Source organism: Bacillus mojavensis (assembly GCF_012648005.1).
GTDB classification, from domain to species: Bacteria; Bacillota; Bacilli; order Bacillales; family Bacillaceae; genus Bacillus; species Bacillus mojavensis.
This window is the reverse complement of the sequence record NZ_CP051464.1, coordinates 698,299-715,857: the sequence shown is the minus strand read 5'-3', so window position 1 is coordinate 715,857 and position 17,559 is coordinate 698,299. Positions and strand designations below refer to the sequence as shown.

Sequence of the window (17,559 nt, the reverse complement as noted above, 5' to 3'; positions counted from 1 at the left end):
TCTCCGTTAAGTCATATAATACTGATCATATCAAAAACAAGCCCTTTAAAGCAACAAAACGCCTTGGGGCGGGCCTGTGTTTTCGAGACAATACCCTATATATTTTATACTAAAAAGAGCCGGAGGAGAAACGAAATATTTTTCTGAAAATTTTTACTTTAATTATTTTTGAAAGCGTTTTAATCTCTATTCCCTTCTTGGTTTGCCCCGATATTTCCCGCTGGGCGGCCATGTTTCACCGCTTGAATGGGTGGGAATACTTTGTTAGGTTAAGTTACCAAGTGCACCTGCAAAAGAATGTCTTTTGTGTCGCACTTGCGCCAGGCTGCTTAACTGGCACCATCAATTTGAGAGGTGATGCAAAATTATTAGAAATGAAGAGAGGGTAAAACGTGAGTATTGAAATTATTATTTCTTTAGCAATTTACTTTATTGCCATGCTGTTAATCGGCTGGTATGCATTTAAGAAAACCACTGATATTAACGATTACATGCTTGGAGGAAGAGGTCTCGGGCCGTTTGTTACTGCTTTGTCTGCCGGAGCGGCGGATATGAGCGGATGGATGCTGATGGGTGTTCCCGGCGCAATGTTCGCGACAGGGCTGTCAACCTTATGGCTTGCTTTAGGTCTTACCATCGGGGCGTACTCAAACTACTTGCTGCTGGCTCCAAGGCTGCGTGCTTATACGGAAGCGGCGGATGACGCGATTACGATTCCTGATTTCTTTGATAAACGGTTCCAGCATTCTTCATCACTGCTGAAAATCGTATCAGCTTTGGTCATTATGATCTTTTTCACATTGTATACCTCTTCCGGTATGGTATCTGGCGGGCGGCTGTTTGAATCTGCTTTTGGCGCGGATTACAAATTAGGCTTGCTTCTGACTACCGGTGTTGTCGTATTGTACACACTGTTTGGCGGTTTCCTTGCTGTCAGTCTGACTGACTTCGTGCAGGGTGCGATCATGTTTGCAGCACTAGTGCTTGTGCCGATCGTTGCTTTTACCCATGTGGGCGGCGTTGCTCCGACTTTCCATGAAATCAGCGCTGTTAACCCAAATCTGTTGGATATCTTTAAAGGCGCGAGCGTCATTAGCATTATTTCCTATTTAGCCTGGGGCTTGGGTTACTACGGCCAGCCTCATATTATCGTCCGATTTATGGCGATTAAAAACATTAAAGATTTAAAGCCTGCACGCCGAATCGGCATGAGCTGGATGGTTATTTCAGTGCTCGGTTCCGTGCTGACCGGTTTAATCGGTGTTGCTTATGCCCATAAATTCGGTGTTGCTGTAAAGGATCCGGAGATGATATTCATTATCTTCTCTAAAATCTTGTTCCACCCTTTAATCACTGGTTTCTTGTTGTCAGCTATTTTGGCTGCCATCATGAGTTCCATCTCCTCACAGCTCTTGGTAACAGCAAGTGCTGTAACAGAGGATTTATACCGGACGTTTTTCAGACGAAAAGCTTCCGATAAAGAATTAGTAATGGTCGGGCGTCTGTCCGTCTTAGTGATTGCCATTATTGCGGTATTCTTATCATTGAATCCGAGCAGCTCCATTCTTGATTTGGTCGGATACGCGTGGGCCGGCTTCGGTTCAGCTTTCGGGCCTGCGATTCTGCTCAGCCTGTATTGGAAGCGGATGAACGAATGGGGCGCTCTTGCTGCGATGATTGTCGGGGCTGCGACCGTGTTGATCTGGATTACAACCGGCCTGGCAAAATCAACCGGCGTATACGAAATCATCCCTGGGTTTATCCTCAGTATGATTGCCGGCATCACCGTCAGCATGATCACAAAGCGGCCTGCAAAAGCCTCTTACCGATTATTCGGTGTTATGGAAAAACTGTTAAAGCGCAAAAAATAATCAAAAAGCCATCAAGCGCTGCTTGGTGGCTTTTGTGCCCTTGTTTTGCGATAAATACTGTGAGAAAATCATATTTATTTAAAAACACCATAGATAAGGGGGAAGTTGCTATTGAGCTGGTATATTGATCCTGATATTTTATTAAAATTGGGCATTGCCACTTTAATTGGCATGGTCATCGGGCTGGAGCGCGAGCTGAAGAATAAGCCGCTCGGGTTAAAAACCTGCATTGTTATCGCCGTCAGCTCATGCATGCTGACGATCGTCAGTATTAACGCGGCATATCATTTCCCTAAATACTACCGCATCATGATGGATCCGCTGCGTTTGCCGGCGCAAATCATCTCCGGTGTCGGGTTTATCGGAGCGGGTGTTATTTTGCGAAAGAGCAACGATGTCATTTCCGGCTTAACCACATCGGCTATGATTTGGGGTGCGGCCGGGCTCGGACTTGCAACCGGAGCGGGATTTTATAAAGAAGCCTTTGCTAGCCTTCTGTTCATCCTGATCAGCGTTGAATTTCTGCCGTGGGCGGTCAGAAAAATCGGTCCAGACCGTCTGCAGGAAAAAGACATCCGCATCAGAATGTCACTTTCCGATAAAAACAAAATGACAGAGATTTTAAAAGAAATGAAAAGAAGAAACATTAAGACACACTCCGTCCGAATCGATGACCTTCATGAAAAAGAATTTCCGATTATGGAAGTCAAGGTCCGTGTCCATAAAAACAGATACACGACCGATGTCTACTATGATATAAAAGACATTGAAGGTGTCGTCGGCGTAAAGTGCGATACATTATAAAAGCCAATGGGGCATTATGTCCCATTGGCTTTTTTCGTTCTAGACGAGCTTAGAAAAATCAAATTCTGTGATCGGCGTGCGGTTTTCTATATCCCTTCTGAAACCGGCCAGCATTTCTTTTTCTTCTGTGCCTATTGAGGTAAGATCAAACATTTGATGCAGCAGTCCGTATATCAGCATGTGACGCAGGCGGAGAAAATCAGGTATTCTTTTCAGCCACGAAGCATCAAGATTATTTTCCTCTCTGTATCCGTTCATAAAGTGCGTCATAAATTCCTCTGTAAACACGACTTTGTTTTCATATGGAACGACCGGGTACCACAGCACATTATAAAGAAGAATGCTAATATCATTGACAAACCAATTGTATCCGATGTCATCAAAATCAAATGTTGTGATTTTCCCTTGGTCCCAGTTAAAATTGCCATGGTGGAGGTCTGCATGAACCAAGCCGTAGCTGTCCCTGCTTTTTGGTAATTGGCGCAGTTCATTCATTAGCTCATCCGCCTGCTGAAACACCTGAGTCTGGTCTTCCGGCACGTATTTTCTAAGCATCAGCTGCTCTTCTTCATCCCACTCCTGTCTTTTAAAAGCAGGATTGTTGAGCTTGTAGCTTTTTGTCAAGCTGTGCATTTTCCCTGTGTATCTGCCAAGCTCAAAAAATAGGGTTTCATTCCAGTCGGATTCGTCCACTTTGTGCCCCGGCGCCTTCTCATATACTCTGAGTAAAAACGCTCCGCCATTTCCATCTGGCACTTCCTCAACATCTTTTCCATTTAGCGACGGAATCGGTTTGGCTACTGAAAGTCCTCCTTCAGCAAGGTGATGGAGCCACTCCATTTCCCCCATAATGTAATTAGGGGACCTGCGAATTGTGTGTGTAATCTTTAAAATATAAGATTCGTTGTCTTTAGCAAACTCATACACATAGTTTTCCGCATCTGCTAAGAATTGCACCTGCTCTCTTGTAAATCCATATATAACGGCAGCTTCTGCCAGAACCTTTTCTTCATCGAATATTGCTTTAATATCTTTATGCATGCTGATTCTCCCTCTTCATATATTTAAATAATTCTTTTATCGTGTGTTTTTTTGTGAAGTTCCAATCATCAACATACCTGCCCTTCTTTTCCACATCTACTTCCATTTTGACAGCGAGAAGTAAATTTCCTCCTAAATGAAAGAAATAGTTGGGTCAATACCTACATGATCCAAGTGGAGAATATCCTTAAATGTCTGCAAGTATTTTTTGCTATTCTGTTATCGGTTCCGACCCGCTTTCTACTGCTTCGGCTCCTATATGTTCCTTCACTAATAAGCTCGCAAATGCTCCGGCCGGTTTGTATCTAAGGCCACTATATGAAGAATGCGGGATTGTTCAGCATGCAGCACTTTCCAATGAGCATTTGTGTTTTCAATGAAAGCTTGCGGCAATACATCACCTGCAGCCGTTTTTTCCGTTACATCCTGCGCAGGCTGCCGAGAGGATACCCATTCGATATGCCTGCTTCGATCCTCTACCTCATACACAGAATTGTGATAAATACGATCCGCTTCTTCTTCAAAACGATGCGCAGCCCAGAATTCAGAAAAAGCCCGATTTCTGCCTGAATCCTTAAACTGCAAGGATATCGTCGCAAGCTGTTTTTCCCATGCATATGAAGCCAGCTTTATAACAGAGGTTGCAAAAAGGCGCCGAAAGATGTATGTGGAGGATGATCACAGAAGAGAGTCTGAAGAGCAGTTTGAAGGACCATCCGATCAATTTATTTCCAGTCTAAATATAAAGTTTACAATCAGCTATGCGCAGGAAAGCAACTTGCAGCGGGCCGAAGAGCTTACGGTGCGTATGAATCAGCTGAATGCAAGCGGGAAACATACGATTATGAGGAGTTATATTATTTCAAAAGTCGGATTCTCATATGCTTTTCGTCTGCGAGCTTTTTAACGGGAGAAAGAGGAAATAAATGAAAATGACCGTCTAAAATTCCAAAAGTATTTGATTAAAAACCATTTAATCACACAAACATATTTATGTAAATATTTATAATATATTGTCTATATTTGTTTATTTTTTAGTTTTAATGATAGAAGCGCTGAAACAGTAAAAATGATAAAATTCAAGAAAAAGACATATTGCACACCAAGCCAATCAGTTAGACTGCTCATAATCAAGATAGAAGCTCCGTATACAAATGTGCTTATTGTATGCTGAGCAGACAGGATTTTTGGAAGCAATGTTTCGTTTATGTTCTCCTGCACATAAGTTCTGATCGCAATCCCCCTGAGCTGAAATGAGGGTCCCAGAATAAAGACAAGAAGCAAGGATGCCAACGCATACTTGTTTAGCGCAAGACATAATGTAGAAGCGCCGATAGCAATTGAAGTCCATAAAATCATTGAGAACAGCTTTCCGTTGATGCTTTTCGAAAATTTCCATACGATTAAACCGCCTGTAATGGTACCCGCGAAATAGCTGGCATTAATAAACCCCCACCATGTTTCGTTTTTATGAAGCACTTCATCGACATATACAAGAATGATAGCCCCCGTCCAAATGCTCCTGCCGAACATGGATAAAAGCTCAAGAACAGTCAGCATTCTGATAACAGGCATCTGATAAATCGCTTTCCAGCCAGCTGCGATTTTATCAATAAAAGATTCGTTTTCTTCCTGTTCGCCATCTCCTTTACCCGCATCCTTGACAAAAAATAAAGACACTGTTGAAGTGCCATAAAGCACAAAAGTCAGCATTAATAGCAATTGGGGCCCGAGCCATTTGATCAAAAGGCCGCCGAGCAGCCAACCGAGCAAGAGCACGATCTGATCAGAGGTCAGCACAAGACTGTTTGCTTTCAATAGCATGGGTTTTGGAACAAAACGGGGAATCATAGAATTTCTGACCGGGATGGTTCCTCCATCTAACAGTGACATGAAAAATACAATCAAGAAAAAGATTACAATAGATTTAAAATCTATAATAAATATGAGGAGCAGCAAAGATAAAAGTATGGTTTGCGTCAGCTGTAAAAAGATCAAAATCTGCTTGAGCCTGTATTTATTGATAAAAACAGGTATAAAAACTGCGCTTAATGATTGGCCGACAAATTGCATCATGGCCACAAGCGATGCCAAAAAAGCCGAGTCTGTGACTTGATAGGTAAACAGGGTCAGAACCAGCACATATAGAGAATCTCCTAAATTGGCAATCGACTGCCCCGCCCATATGAAATAAAAGGATTTATTTTTCATATTTTCAACCCTTTTCTATTTTTAGAACATCATAACATAAATGCATACCCTATCCAACGATCCCCAAATTCAATATAAACGTAAAATAACCCCAGCGCCGCTACGGCGCAAGGGGTTAACTTATTTTAGTCATAAATGTGAACAGTCGGCTCTTTATCGCCAGCATCACGGAGAATGACCGCTTCCTGTCCGTCTGAGGATGTAATATCCACTTCGAGATCTAGTGAGCTCTTTGAGTAGTAGTCCATGACTTCACCCGTTAAAAACTGGGTAAACGCGACGACTTCACTCTTTCCGTAGAATTGCATCGGAATTTCGATTTTCATTTTCTTCATTTCATCGTTTTCATACAGGGCCGTTCCGACAACACCTGTGTAGTTCGGGAAGTAGTTGTCAATTGAGTTTTTGAACCGTTTAAAGACTTCAGTATCATCCGGATATTTCTCTGCAGTGCTCGTATCGGCCGGATAGAAGACGTATTTTTCATTTACATCGTCCCAGTTTGAAATATCAGAGGAGCCTGCTTTGACTTCTGTTTTAGCGATAAAATTGCCGGGAACGATGGATGTTTTAGACGCCTGTTTGTAAAGCGCAATCGTAATCGGCACATTCTTCAGGTTGTCTTTTTTGCGAAGGCGGTTAATGACCTCCTGCGCGATTTTTTCTCCCTGTTTACGGAGTGTGCTGTTATCAATTTCCACTTCTTTTTGAGGGTCGCCTGTTTTCTCGCGGTAGTAATACACTGAATTTAACGCCAAGCCGATCATAACGCCGCCAAGCTGGATGGAATTCTTGTCTTTTCTGACTAAGTAATCATGTTCCAGCATAGAAGCTAAATAAACCGGACTGCTTTCGTTTTTCTCTTCTGTTGAGCCAGAGCTAGGGAGCGCTGGGTTCAGACCTTCGTTTTTAAAGTTTTTATCTTCTTTTTGGGCTTTTTTCAGATCAGAGCCTGTTTTTTTCCGAGCCAGCCAGCTTAATACTGTATCTTCATCTAAGTATTGTCCTTCTTGGAACAGATAATCGTCTGTCGAGAAAGAGTCTTGGGCAAGGCGCATCAGCCCCGTTTCAAACTCATCAATATCAAGTCTTGTATTCAGCTGTTCCGTTGTCAGGCCGCGTGCTTTCCCCGCTTTAAACGGAAGCACCATTTTGTAATAAGAGTCAGAGATATTGTATTTCGGGATAATCGCTTTTTCTGACGATTTCGCCGTTTTTTGCGTAATCTCTTCCTCCTTCTTCCCCCCAAAACCTGACGAACAGGCAGACAGCATCAACACTGCCGCCGTTGCCGCCATTACCAACGTCTTTTTCAATAGAAAACACTCCTCTTATTTCTTTAGCTCTCCTATTAACTGTTCTTCATTCCACACTTCAATGTTCAGCTCTTGCGCTTTTGACAGCTTGCTTCCCGCCGCTTCTCCGGCGATGACCAAGTCTGTGTTTTTGCTGACGCTTCCAGTCATCTTTCCGCCGAGCGCTTCAATTTGCGCTTTCGCTTCGTTTCTTGACAGCTCTTCCAACTTTCCTGTCAGAACGATGGTTTTGCCTGCAAAATAGGAATCGCTGTCCTCTGCTTTTACTTTTTTCGGACCTTTATAAAGTGTGTTTACGCCAAGCTCCTCAAGTTCGGCCAAAAGCTCGAGCATTTCTTCTTTATGGAAATAGGTAATGACTGCGTCAGCCATTTTTTCACCGATTTCATCTATTGCGAGAAGTTCCTCTATGGTAGCTTTTTTCAGATTGTCCAAGCTTTCAAAGTGCATGGCGAGCGTCTTTGCAGCCTTCGAGCCGATAAATCGGATGCCGAGGCCGAATAACAGGCGCTCTAATGAATTTTCCTTTGATTTTTGTATAGAGCTGATCAGGTTTTCAGTTGATTTTTCGCCCATGCGTTCGAGCTGAATCACCTGTTCCTTCGTCAGCTTATACAAATCTGCCACATTTCGGACGAGATTCTCCTGAAACAGCTGTGTGATCACTCGTTCGCCAAGCCCGTCAATGTTCATGGCATTGCGGGAGACAAAATGAATCAGCCCTTCTCTGATTTGTGCAGGGCATTCAGGATTGATGCAGCGAAGTGCCACTTCTCCTTCAATGCGGACGAGTTCACTGCCGCATTCAGGGCATTCTGTCGGCATGCTGAATTCCTTTTCTTCCCCCGTGCGCTGTTCAACGAGAACGTTCACGACTTCAGGTATAATATCGCCCGCTTTTTTGACGACTACCTTATCCAAAATCCGGATATCCTTCTCTTTAATTAAATCTTCGTTATGAAGGGATGCTCTTGAGACCGTTGTCCCGGCAACTTTTACCGGCTCAAGAATCGCGGTCGGCGTAATCACACCCGTTCTTCCGACATTTAATTCGATATCGAGAAGCTTGGTCACGACCTCTTCTGCAGGAAACTTATACGCAATGGCCCAGCGCGGGCTTTTCGCCGTATAGCCGAGCTCCTCCTGCTGATCGAGAGAATCCACTTTGATGACAATGCCGTCAATTTCATACGGGAGATCGGCGCGTTTCGCTTGAAGCTCATCGATCATCGCAATGACTTCTTCTATGCTGCCGCATTTTTTCCGTTCCTGGTTCGTTTTAAAGCCGATGTCGTCGAGAAAATCAAGTCCTTGGCTTTGTGTCTCCACACCCATTTCGTCAAGCTCCGCTATACTGTAGACGAAGATATCGAGATTTCGTTTCGCCGCAATTTTAGGGTCGAGCTGTCTGAGTGATCCCGCAGCGGCATTGCGCGGATTTGCGAACGGTTCTTCCTCGTTTTTGATCCGTTCTTCATTGAGCGCTTCAAACGAACGCTTCGGCATATACGCCTCTCCTCGCACTTCAATCGAAAGGCTGCGTTTCATTTTGAGCGGAATAGTGCGGATCGTTTTCAGATTTTCCGTAATATCCTCTCCCGTCGTCCCGTCGCCTCTTGTCGCGCCTCTGACAAAATAGCCGTCTTCATAACGGAGAGAAACAGCAAGACCGTCTATTTTCAGCTCCACATTATACGCCACATCATCACCCACGGCCTGTCGCACACGGCGGTCAAAGTCGCGGAGATCGTCAGCATTAAACGCGTTGCCCAGACTGAGCATCGGCGTGCCGTGAGTGACTTTTTGAAACGCATCAAGCACAGCGCCGCCGACACGCTGTGTAGGAGAATCAGGCGTTCTGAGGTCTGGATGCTCCTCCTCAATCGCAATCAGCTCCTGCATCAATCTGTCGTATTCGGCATCCGGGACGCTCGGTTCATCTAAGGTGTAATATTCATAGCTATACTTGTTGATGGTGCGGCGCAGTTCTTCTGCCCGCTGCTTCGCTGTTTCTTTGTCCATCTGCTTCTTCCTTTCCTCTTCAATTACTGCTTTTCTATTGGCGCGAATGCCGCTAACAGGCGCTTCACACCGATCGGGCTCGGGAAGGCAATATCGAGTTCGGTCCCTTCTCCTTCGCCTTTTACGCTGACAACGGTTCCTGTGCCCCATTTTTTATGTCCGGCTTTATCTCCGACAGCCCAGTTGAGGGTATCACCGCCTGTTTTGCTTGCGTAGGATACCGGACGGGAAACAGGGCCGCGTCTCGGCTGCATTTTTCTTGCAGACGGCGCTCTCGTTTCTTTTTTCTCATTTAGGTTTTCCAATAAATCATCAGGAATTTCACCGATAAAGCGTGATTCCGGGTTCATGTTTGTTCTGCCAAACAACGTGCGCATTTTTGCGTTGGTCAGATAAAGCTCCTGCTCCGCTCTTGTAATGCCCACATAAGCGAGACGGCGTTCTTCTTCCATCTCTGCTTCTTCCATCAGTGAACGGCTGTGCGGGAAGACACCTTCCTCAAGTCCCATAAGGAAAACAACCGGGAATTCCAGTCCTTTTGCGGCGTGCAGCGTCATCAGCGTGATCGCATCCGTGCCGCCGGATTCCTCTTCTTTCTGGTCGAGCTGATCGATATCAGCGATCAGTGCCAAATCTGTCAGGAACGCAACGAGTGTCTTGTCTTCGCTTTTCTGTTCAAAGTTTTTCGTTACGGACAGGAACTCGTCGATGTTTTCTAAACGGCTTTGGGCTTCAATTGATTTTTCTGCTTTCAGCATCTCTCTGTATTCGGTTTTATCGAGAATTTCTTCGGTCAGATCGGTAATTGATAAATAGTCCTGCATGTTTGTCAGGTTCTCAATCATCTGTCTGAAGCTGTCGAGCGCGTTAGCAGCCTTGGCGCTGACGCCGATGAAATCAACCTGCTGTATCGCTTGGAATAGTGACAAGCCGTTCATCGCGGCATATGAAGCGATTTTTTCAAGTGATGTGGCGCCGACTCCGCGCTTCGGCACATTGACAATACGCGTAAAGCTGATGTCATCATCCGGATTGGATACGAGACGCAGGTACGCGAGAATGTCTTTGATTTCTTTTCTGTCATAGAACTTTGTGCCGCCGACAATGTTATAGTTCAAGCCCGCTTTGAGAAGCGTTTCCTCAATCACACGGGACTGGGCGTTTGTCCGGTACAAGATGGCGATATCCGACAGCTTCCGTTTGCCGGAGTTATGAAGCTCATAAATTTTCCCGGCAACAAATTGTCCTTCACCGAATTCATTGTCTCCGCGGTAGTAGGAAATTTTAATTCCTTCATCGTTTTCCGTCCATAGATTTTTCGGCTTGCGGTTTGTGTTGTTTTGGATCACTTCGTTGGCCGCGCGCAAAATCCGTTTTGTTGAACGGTAGTTTTGTTCAAGCAAAATAACGCTGGCATTCGGATAATCCTTTTCAAAGGAAAGAATGTTGGCGATGTCCGCCCCGCGCCATCTGTAAATGGACTGGTCGGAGTCGCCGACAACGCAAAGGTTCTGGAAACGCTCCGCCAGCTGCTTCACGAGCATGTATTGCGCTCTGTTCGTATCCTGATACTCATCGACGTGGATGTATTGGAATTTGCGCTGATAAAATTCAAGCACTTCCGGAATACGGTCAAACAGTTTAATGGTCGTCATAATTAAGTCGTCGAAATCAAGAGACTGGTTTTTCAGCAGTTTCTTTTGATAATCAGTGTATACATCGCTGACGACCTGATCATAATAGCCACCGGCAACCTTAGAAAATTCCTCCGGTTCGGTCAATTCGTTTTTCGCACTGCTGATCGTACCGAGGATACTTCTCGGATCAAATTTTTTCGGATCAAGGTTGCGTTCCTTCAATATCCCTTTGATGACTGAAAGCTGGTCAGCCGTATCAAGGATTGAGAAATTACGGTTGATCCCGATGCGGTCGATATCTCGGCGCAAAATTCGCACACACATGCTGTGGAACGTGGAAATCCAGATATCGTCCGCGCCAGGCCCGAGAATGCTCTCCACACGTTCTTTCATTTCTCTGGCCGCTTTATTTGTAAATGTGATCGCCAGAATATTCCACGGCGCCACATGCTTTTCCGCCATTAAGTAAGCGATTCTGTGCGTCAGGACACGCGTCTTTCCGCTTCCCGCTCCCGCCATCAGCAAGAGAGGCCCGTCCGTTGTTTTGACAGCTTCCTGCTGAACGGGGTTTAATCCGCTTAATAGTTGATTGCTAATGTAATTCAAAATTCGTCACCCGCCTATACAAACATATGTTCTATCATAAACCAAATCCGTACATTTCGCTACTCGCCTTTGACAGCTGCTACTGTCTTCAGCGCTTCATCAAAATCCTCATATACAGCGTTGCCCACCACAATGACATCCGCGTGCTCGGCATACTGTTTCGCCGTCTCCGCATCTTTGATGCCGCCTCCGTAAAACATGGTGGACGATTGCAATACAGCCTTCGTTTTCTTCACGGCTTCTATGTCCCCAAGAGCGCCGCTGTATTCCAGATAGAAAATCGGAAGCTGCAGCAGCTCAGACACGCGCGCATAGGCGATGATATCGTCATGTTTCAGATTGGTGTCCGCCTCCGTTAAAACCGCGGCTTTGCAATTAGGATTTACGATACAGTAGCCTTCCGCCACAATTTCTTCCATCGACATCAGTTCTCCATATTCCTTCATGGCCTTCTGATGCATTCCGACAATCCAATCCGGATTTTTGCTGTTTAATACACTTGGAATAAAATATAAGTCAAAGCCGGGGACAATCGCTTCAATCGCTGACACCTCAAGTACACACGGCACCAAAAACCGTCTCACCTGAGACAGCATCCGCAGGACATTATCCTCCGTTACACCATCGCTTCCTCCGATAATGACCGCATCAGTCCCTGACTCACAAAGAATCTCCAGCTGTTCATCAGGCAAATCTTTATTTGGATCGAGTTTAAAGACATGTTTCCACTCCGTTACATCGTACACGTCATCCGTTCCTCCATTCGTTTCTTACCATTTAAACATTATAACAAATTCACATAGCGCGGAAAAACGGAAAAAGCCGTCATTCTCGTTATTCACTGAAAAAGGTGTTTTGATTCTATTTCCGCAGAAAAAAAGCGGCTGTTCCGCTCTCTTTTTATAGTAAAAACACAGTAATATTTTCTATTGTTTGGAAACGCTCCAACAGTGGAAATGGTTACATAAAAAGGGAGGCTAACAGATGGAATACATGATCATTGCACTTATTGCATTTATCATCGGGATTATCGTTATCCCCATCGCATTGTTTGTCTGGATCTACATAAAGGACGAAAAACAGCAGGAGCATTCGATCCTCCGCAATTATCCTGTCATTGGAAGGTTTCGCTATATTTTTGAGAAAATCGGTCCGGAGCTGCGGCAGTATTTATTTAGCAATGACAATGAGGAACAGCCTTTTTCACGAAAAGAATATGAGCAAACTGTCATTTCCGGAAAATATAAAAGCAGAATGATGGGTTTCGGCTCGGTAAGAGATTTTGATCAACCGGGCTATTATATCCGAAACGCCCTTTTCCCAAAACAAAAAGAAGAATTGCGTGTGAGCCAGTCTCCGAAAATTGAAACCCACATCTATAAAATCGATTCGGACAATCTGTTCAGACGCAGCGAACATGCCGAACGTATTAAGGCTGATCCGTATTATCTCCATCCAGATGATGTTCAAGTCATCGGCGGGAGTACATGCGAAAAGCCTTTCTATGTGAAGGGATTAGTCGGGCAATCCGCCATGAGCTACGGTTCACTTGGGGAGCGCGCCATTACAGCGCTGTCAAAAGGGCTGCACCAGGCGGGCGGCACTTGGATGAATACCGGTGAAGGCGGATTGTCTGAGTATCACTTAAAGGGAGGTGCTGATATCATCTGCCAAATCGGTCCCGGTCTTTTTGGTGTGCGCAATAGAAAAGGGGAATTTTCGTGGGAGGAATTCAAAAAGAAAAGCCGGCTTGACCAAATTAAAGCGTTTGAGCTGAAGCTCGCACAAGGAGCAAAAACCCGCGGCGGACATGTGGATGGCGCTAAAGTGTCAGAGGAAGTGGCGGAAATCCGGAATGTCGAACCCGGAAAATCAATCGACAGCCCAAACCGCTTTCATGAATTTTCAAGCACACCTGAAATGCTGGATTTTATTGAAAAGCTGCGAGACGTCGGTCAAAAGCCGGTCGGCATTAAAATTGTTGCAGGCCAGCCTGATGACTTGCATGAGCTTTTTTCTTATATGCAGAAAAGCGGAAAACATCCTGATTTTATAACAATAGACGGGAGTGAAGGCGGTACCGGTGCTTCCTTTTATGAGCTTGCCGACACAGTCGGCCTCCCGATTATGACCGCGCTCCCTATCGTTGATACACTGCTCAGACAATACGGCTTGCGTGACCGGATGAAACTTTTTGCTTCCGGAAAGTTGCTGACCCCTGACAAAATCGCGGTGGCTTTAGCTCTGGGCGCTGACTTTGTCAACATTGCACGCGGTATGATGTTTTCAGTCGGATGCATCCGCGCCCTCGTATGCCACACCAACACATGCCCGGCAGGCGTTGCGACAACAGATCCGAAGCTGCAAAAAGCGCTGAGCGTTGAGGAAAAGCAGCACCGTGTCTGCAACTACGTCATTTCGCTGCGTGAGGGGCTGTTTAATCTGGCAGCAGCAGCCGGGATCGATTCGCCGATTCATTTTTCCCAAAAGCATGTTGTCTATCGTAAAGAGGATGGCAGCACAATTGACATCAACAAACTGATTGAGAAAATTGTTTCATAAAAAAAACCGCCCCTAGCCAAACGGCAGGGCGGTTTTTTATTTGGAAGAAGACTCTGTTTCAGTCTCCTTCACACGGTCAAGCGCCATCTCATAGGCGTCATTTCCATAATTCAAGCAGCGCTTCACACGGGAAATTGTCGCAGTAGATGCGCCTGTTTCTGTTTCAATTTTATGATACGTGTTTCCTTCGCGGAGCATGCGCGCCACTTCAAGGCGCTGAGCCAGCGATTGAATTTCATTAATTGTGCAAAGATCATCGAAGAACCGGTAACATTCCTCCAGGTCTTTCAGCGATAAGATAGAGTTAAATAGCTGGTCCAGCTCTTTGCCGCGTAATTTATCGATTTGCATCGTTACACACCTTCTCCTTTACTAATGGAAGCCGCATCGAGATCAGGCACGATATTTATCCATGTCTTTCCTGGTACAAACGGCAGCCATTTGCCTTCTTTCACCGGCACAATTCTCCCGTTTACATATTTCCAGTCTGCTTCAATGACGTTTCCGTGCTGAAACAGCAGACCTTTACCCCCTGATTCTATGTCGATGTCACGCCTTCCATCTTGGTCAATAGTATGATGGCTGGCTTCAACAATGAAAATATTTTGCATTGCAACCGGCTTTCCGGTCTCCCGGTCTGTCGTCATGACACCATCAGAGCTTCTCGTATAAGCTTCAGCTTTTTTATCATAGTTGTATTCGACAAGATTTGTAACGTTTTTTGTTCCATAATCTACCCGAACATTATAAGATTCATTTACAGGTTTTGCATCTGATGTTTGAAACAGCATTGGATCTGTTTCCTGCTTCAGCTCATATCCCTTTTGTTCCGCCGCCTTTTTTATGTACTCATAAGACGTGTAGGAATTGTGGGGCGGTTCGCTGAAATCAGCTCTCCAAAATAAGCTTCCGTCAAAATCCAATCCGTTAATATAATCGGCAGCTCCGGATTCCAGCTGCTCCTTGGCGCCGGGACTCCAGCCGTGATGGACAAATATGCTGTCAAAACCGTTGCTGAGAGTGACGAAATATTCCCGCGCACTCCGCACAGGTCCGACAGTTTCAGGCATCTGGCTTTGAAAAATGGCCAGAAACCTTGTAATTTGGCCTTCGGCAAGCGCTTCTATGACAATGTCGGCTTTAGACAGTCCTGATTGCGGCCGCGCCTTCGGGTGATTGTTCACCACGACAGCAACAGGCCTGCGTTCAGCTGCCTTCTGCTCAGTCTCCAATCCCGTCAAAGGGGCTCTCAGCTTCTTTGTGTGATCAGGGACAGCGTCCTTCTGCTGGCAAGATACTAGCATAAAAAACGCGAAACACAGCACGCAAACTGTCATCCATTTTTTCATATGTCGGCTCCCCGTTCTTTTATATTTTAACGCATTATCGATGGAAAGAGTACAGTTTTTTTCATCACGTCGAAGATTCCTCTTGGCGTAATGCGTATATACGGGAGGTGCGTGCTTTGCAAAAAGAGCAGCGTATAAACCGGATCACAATACTCATAGCCTCTTTCAGTCAATAGATCTCTCAGCTTCTGTTCCTTTTCCAGCACGATGTCATACGATTCCGAAGAAGCGCATCCGCACAGTGAAAGCGGAATTTCGTGAAGGATTTTTCCGTTTTCCGCAAGCACAATTCCCCCACCGATTTCTTTCATGCGGGAGAAAGCAAGCAGCATATCCGCTTTGTTTTTTCCGATCGCAACAATATCACCCGTCGTCGTAAAGGAGCTCACAAATCCCTGCACACTTGAGGCAAATCCTTTTATCATCGTATTCACGCGCCATTTCCCATGTCTGTCAAGCATCGTTAAATAACTTTCATCATGGTCAAATGAAAGCTGTTCGACCGAGTTGTCGATCTCAATCATATACGGCTCCATAATCACCGCATTCCGCATTTTTACGCCCATCGGCATGGAAAACTGCAAATCATCCATCGTCATATCATATGAAAGCTCAAGCGGGACAAGACCGCCTTTGTTCCAGTTCGTATGTGGAAACGCATTCACATCACGGCCGTCTTCACGCAGAATCTTGCCTTTTGACAGAACGGTTACCGGATTCGGCTGCAACGGGTCCTCAAGGATATTCAGTGATGCAAGTCTTCCCGGCCCGACAATGCCTAAATAATCATCCATTTGATAATACTTCGCGATATTAAATGATGCCATATTGTACGCATCGATTGCCGGAACCCCTTCTTCCAGGGCAATCCGGATGAGCTCGTTTGTCATGCCGCCTTTATAAAAATTAGGCGTAGCGCCGTCTGTTGTGTAAAAAAAGTGGTCATAGTAGCGGAAGCCCTTTTCATGAAGCTCCTGCAATATGTTTCTTAAATCAGGGCGAATGGACGAATTGCGAAGTGATACATAATAGCCCAGCTCCAGCCTTCTCATCACTTCCTCACCTGTCATGGCTTCATGATCACAATCCGCTCCGAACAGCTTCATTTTTGTAAGCGTTTTATCTGAAGCGCCGGGAAAATGCCCTTCTATGCGTTTCCGCTGTTTTTTTGTGGCCTGCATACAATGAAGCATTAAATCATCGCCATCTACAAGACGCGGCCAGCCGGTCATTTCTCCGCCTTGTATGACATCTGGATGTTCAATCCACTGCTTTCTGACGTCAAATGGAAGAACGTGATCCTCGTTCAGAACCTCGGTCTGCAGGTCATACCGGGACCACCAAAAATACTGAACCGGAAGCTTTTTGAGTTCACTCAAAATAGTAAGCGCTTTCTTTTTTCCGCTTTGCAAAAGCAAAAATAAGTTATCATTTACGAATGTCGTTGTACCGTACTGAGACACATATTCCGCCAGCGTTTGGGGATTATATATTTGAAAAGGATGTGCGTGCGGTTCGATATAGCCAGGCACAATGTATTTTCCTTCACAATCAATCGTATGAATTTCTTCGGTTCTATCCGGAAGTTCATGACCAACATAAACAATACGGTCCTGATAAATCCAAATGTTTTTTTTCAGCCATTGTTTTACATATGGATTTAAGACGAGAGCATTCCGTAAAAGGAGCGTTGGAAGCAGCTTAGAGTCTACAACATCAACCTGTGCCCTGATGTCTTTATTTTTCCAGTTAAAGGTGCGTTCGGACATTCACATACTCTCCTTTACATGTATTAGACTCATGGTATCACATCCTTCTCCATCACGCACGATAAAAACGTTACAAATTTTTGAAGGTTCGATTAAAAAACTTTTTAAAGTAAAAGGAGCGGATTCCATGAAACCAAACATCAGTCTCATCAATGCCGTCTTCCGTATCGCCTGCGGACTGACAATTATGTCAGCTGCGAGTGCCAAGTATACGAAAAAACCTTGGTGCAAAATGCATCTGTTCTGCATCTTTATAGGCGCCATGAAGGCAGGTTCAGGCATACTGCGTTTCTGTCCAGTAACCTATATGTTTCAAAACACCATTGATGAAAACCATGGACAGGATCATCAAGAATCGTAAGAAAAAAGCT

At 45.0% G+C, this 17,559-nt stretch carries 15 protein-coding genes; 5 read left to right on the top strand and 10 right to left on the bottom strand.

All coding sequences use genetic code 11. The annotated features are described in order from the left end of the window. The first annotated feature begins 392 nt into the window (after window positions 1-392). Both opuE and HC660_RS03675 read left to right on the top strand, forming a co-directional pair. On the top strand, window positions 393-1,871 hold the full coding sequence (opuE, locus tag HC660_RS03680) for a proline transporter OpuE (protein WP_168747111.1): 1,479 nt from the start codon (window positions 393-395) through the stop codon (window positions 1,869-1,871). Window positions 1,872-1,976: 105 nt separating this feature from the next. Beyond that, window positions 1,977-2,675, top strand: a complete 699-nt coding sequence (locus tag HC660_RS03675) for an MgtC/SapB family protein (RefSeq protein WP_081720754.1) — start codon at window positions 1,977-1,979, stop codon at window positions 2,673-2,675. 39 nt (window positions 2,676-2,714) lie between these two features. Here the strand turns inward: HC660_RS03675 and HC660_RS03670 are convergent, their stop codons facing one another. After that, on the bottom strand, window positions 2,715-3,716 hold the full coding sequence (locus tag HC660_RS03670; protein ID WP_168747110.1) for a phosphotransferase enzyme family protein: 1,002 nt from the start codon (window positions 3,714-3,716) through the stop codon (window positions 2,715-2,717). Window positions 3,717-3,986: 270 nt separating this feature from the next. Continuing rightward, a complete protein-coding gene (locus tag HC660_RS20985; RefSeq protein WP_244956483.1) occupies window positions 3,987-4,301 on the bottom strand; it encodes a hypothetical protein in 315 nt (104 codons plus the stop codon). A gap of 76 nt (window positions 4,302-4,377) precedes the next feature. On the opposite strand from HC660_RS20985, the gene HC660_RS03660 reads away from it, so the two are divergent. Beyond that, window positions 4,378-4,623, top strand: coding sequence for a hypothetical protein (locus HC660_RS03660; RefSeq protein WP_244956482.1), 246 nt, complete (start codon window positions 4,378-4,380; stop codon window positions 4,621-4,623). Between the two features lie 110 nt (window positions 4,624-4,733). On the opposite strand, the gene HC660_RS03655 is transcribed toward HC660_RS03660, so the two are convergent. The 5 genes from HC660_RS03655 to pcrB form a co-directional block, all read right to left on the bottom strand. Further along, complete coding sequence (locus tag HC660_RS03655; RefSeq protein WP_168747109.1) at window positions 4,734-5,927, bottom strand: MFS transporter; 1,194 nt, start codon at window positions 5,925-5,927, stop codon at window positions 4,734-4,736. Between the two features lie 125 nt (window positions 5,928-6,052). Then, entirely contained in the window at window positions 6,053-7,243 is a 1,191-nt protein-coding gene (locus tag HC660_RS03650) for a CamS family sex pheromone protein (RefSeq protein WP_024120459.1), read from the bottom strand. A 15-nt stretch (window positions 7,244-7,258) separates the two neighbouring features. Further along, complete coding sequence (gene ligA, locus HC660_RS03645; protein ID WP_168747108.1) at window positions 7,259-9,265, bottom strand: NAD-dependent DNA ligase LigA; 2,007 nt, start codon at window positions 9,263-9,265, stop codon at window positions 7,259-7,261. A 23-nt stretch (window positions 9,266-9,288) separates the two neighbouring features. Continuing rightward, window positions 9,289-11,508 (bottom strand): DNA helicase PcrA, encoded by a 2,220-nt coding sequence (gene pcrA / locus HC660_RS03640; protein ID WP_168747107.1) that lies wholly within the window; start codon window positions 11,506-11,508, stop codon window positions 9,289-9,291. Window positions 11,509-11,567: 59 nt separating this feature from the next. Then, on the bottom strand, window positions 11,568-12,254 hold the full coding sequence (gene pcrB / locus HC660_RS03635; protein ID WP_168747106.1) for a heptaprenylglyceryl phosphate synthase: 687 nt from the start codon (window positions 12,252-12,254) through the stop codon (window positions 11,568-11,570). A 238-nt stretch (window positions 12,255-12,492) separates the two neighbouring features. On the opposite strand from pcrB, the gene HC660_RS03630 reads away from it, so the two are divergent. Next, on the top strand, window positions 12,493-14,070 hold the full coding sequence (locus HC660_RS03630; RefSeq protein ID WP_168747105.1) for an FMN-binding glutamate synthase family protein: 1,578 nt from the start codon (window positions 12,493-12,495) through the stop codon (window positions 14,068-14,070). Window positions 14,071-14,106: 36 nt separating this feature from the next. Here HC660_RS03630 and HC660_RS03625 read toward each other — a convergent pair whose 3' ends face one another. From HC660_RS03625 to HC660_RS03615, 3 genes are read right to left on the bottom strand one after another with little or no spacing between them, the layout of a single operon-like run. Then, the gene (locus HC660_RS03625) at window positions 14,107-14,421 is read right to left on the bottom strand and encodes a YerC/YecD family TrpR-related protein (protein ID WP_003219429.1); all 315 of its coding nucleotides are present in this window, start codon (window positions 14,419-14,421) and stop codon (window positions 14,107-14,109) included. 2 nt (window positions 14,422-14,423) lie between these two features. Next, window positions 14,424-15,419: a DUF3048 domain-containing protein gene (locus tag HC660_RS03620; protein ID WP_168747104.1), complete on the bottom strand. Its 996-nt coding sequence runs from the start codon at window positions 15,417-15,419 to the stop codon at window positions 14,424-14,426. 26 nt (window positions 15,420-15,445) lie between these two features. Next, a complete protein-coding gene (locus HC660_RS03615; protein WP_168747103.1) occupies window positions 15,446-17,188 on the bottom strand; it encodes an adenine deaminase in 1,743 nt (580 codons plus the stop codon). 127 nt (window positions 17,189-17,315) lie between these two features. On the opposite strand from HC660_RS03615, the gene HC660_RS03610 reads away from it, so the two are divergent. Next, entirely contained in the window at window positions 17,316-17,549 is a 234-nt protein-coding gene (locus tag HC660_RS03610) for a YgaP family membrane protein (RefSeq protein WP_029441181.1), read from the top strand. Window positions 17,550-17,559 lie beyond the last annotated feature (10 nt).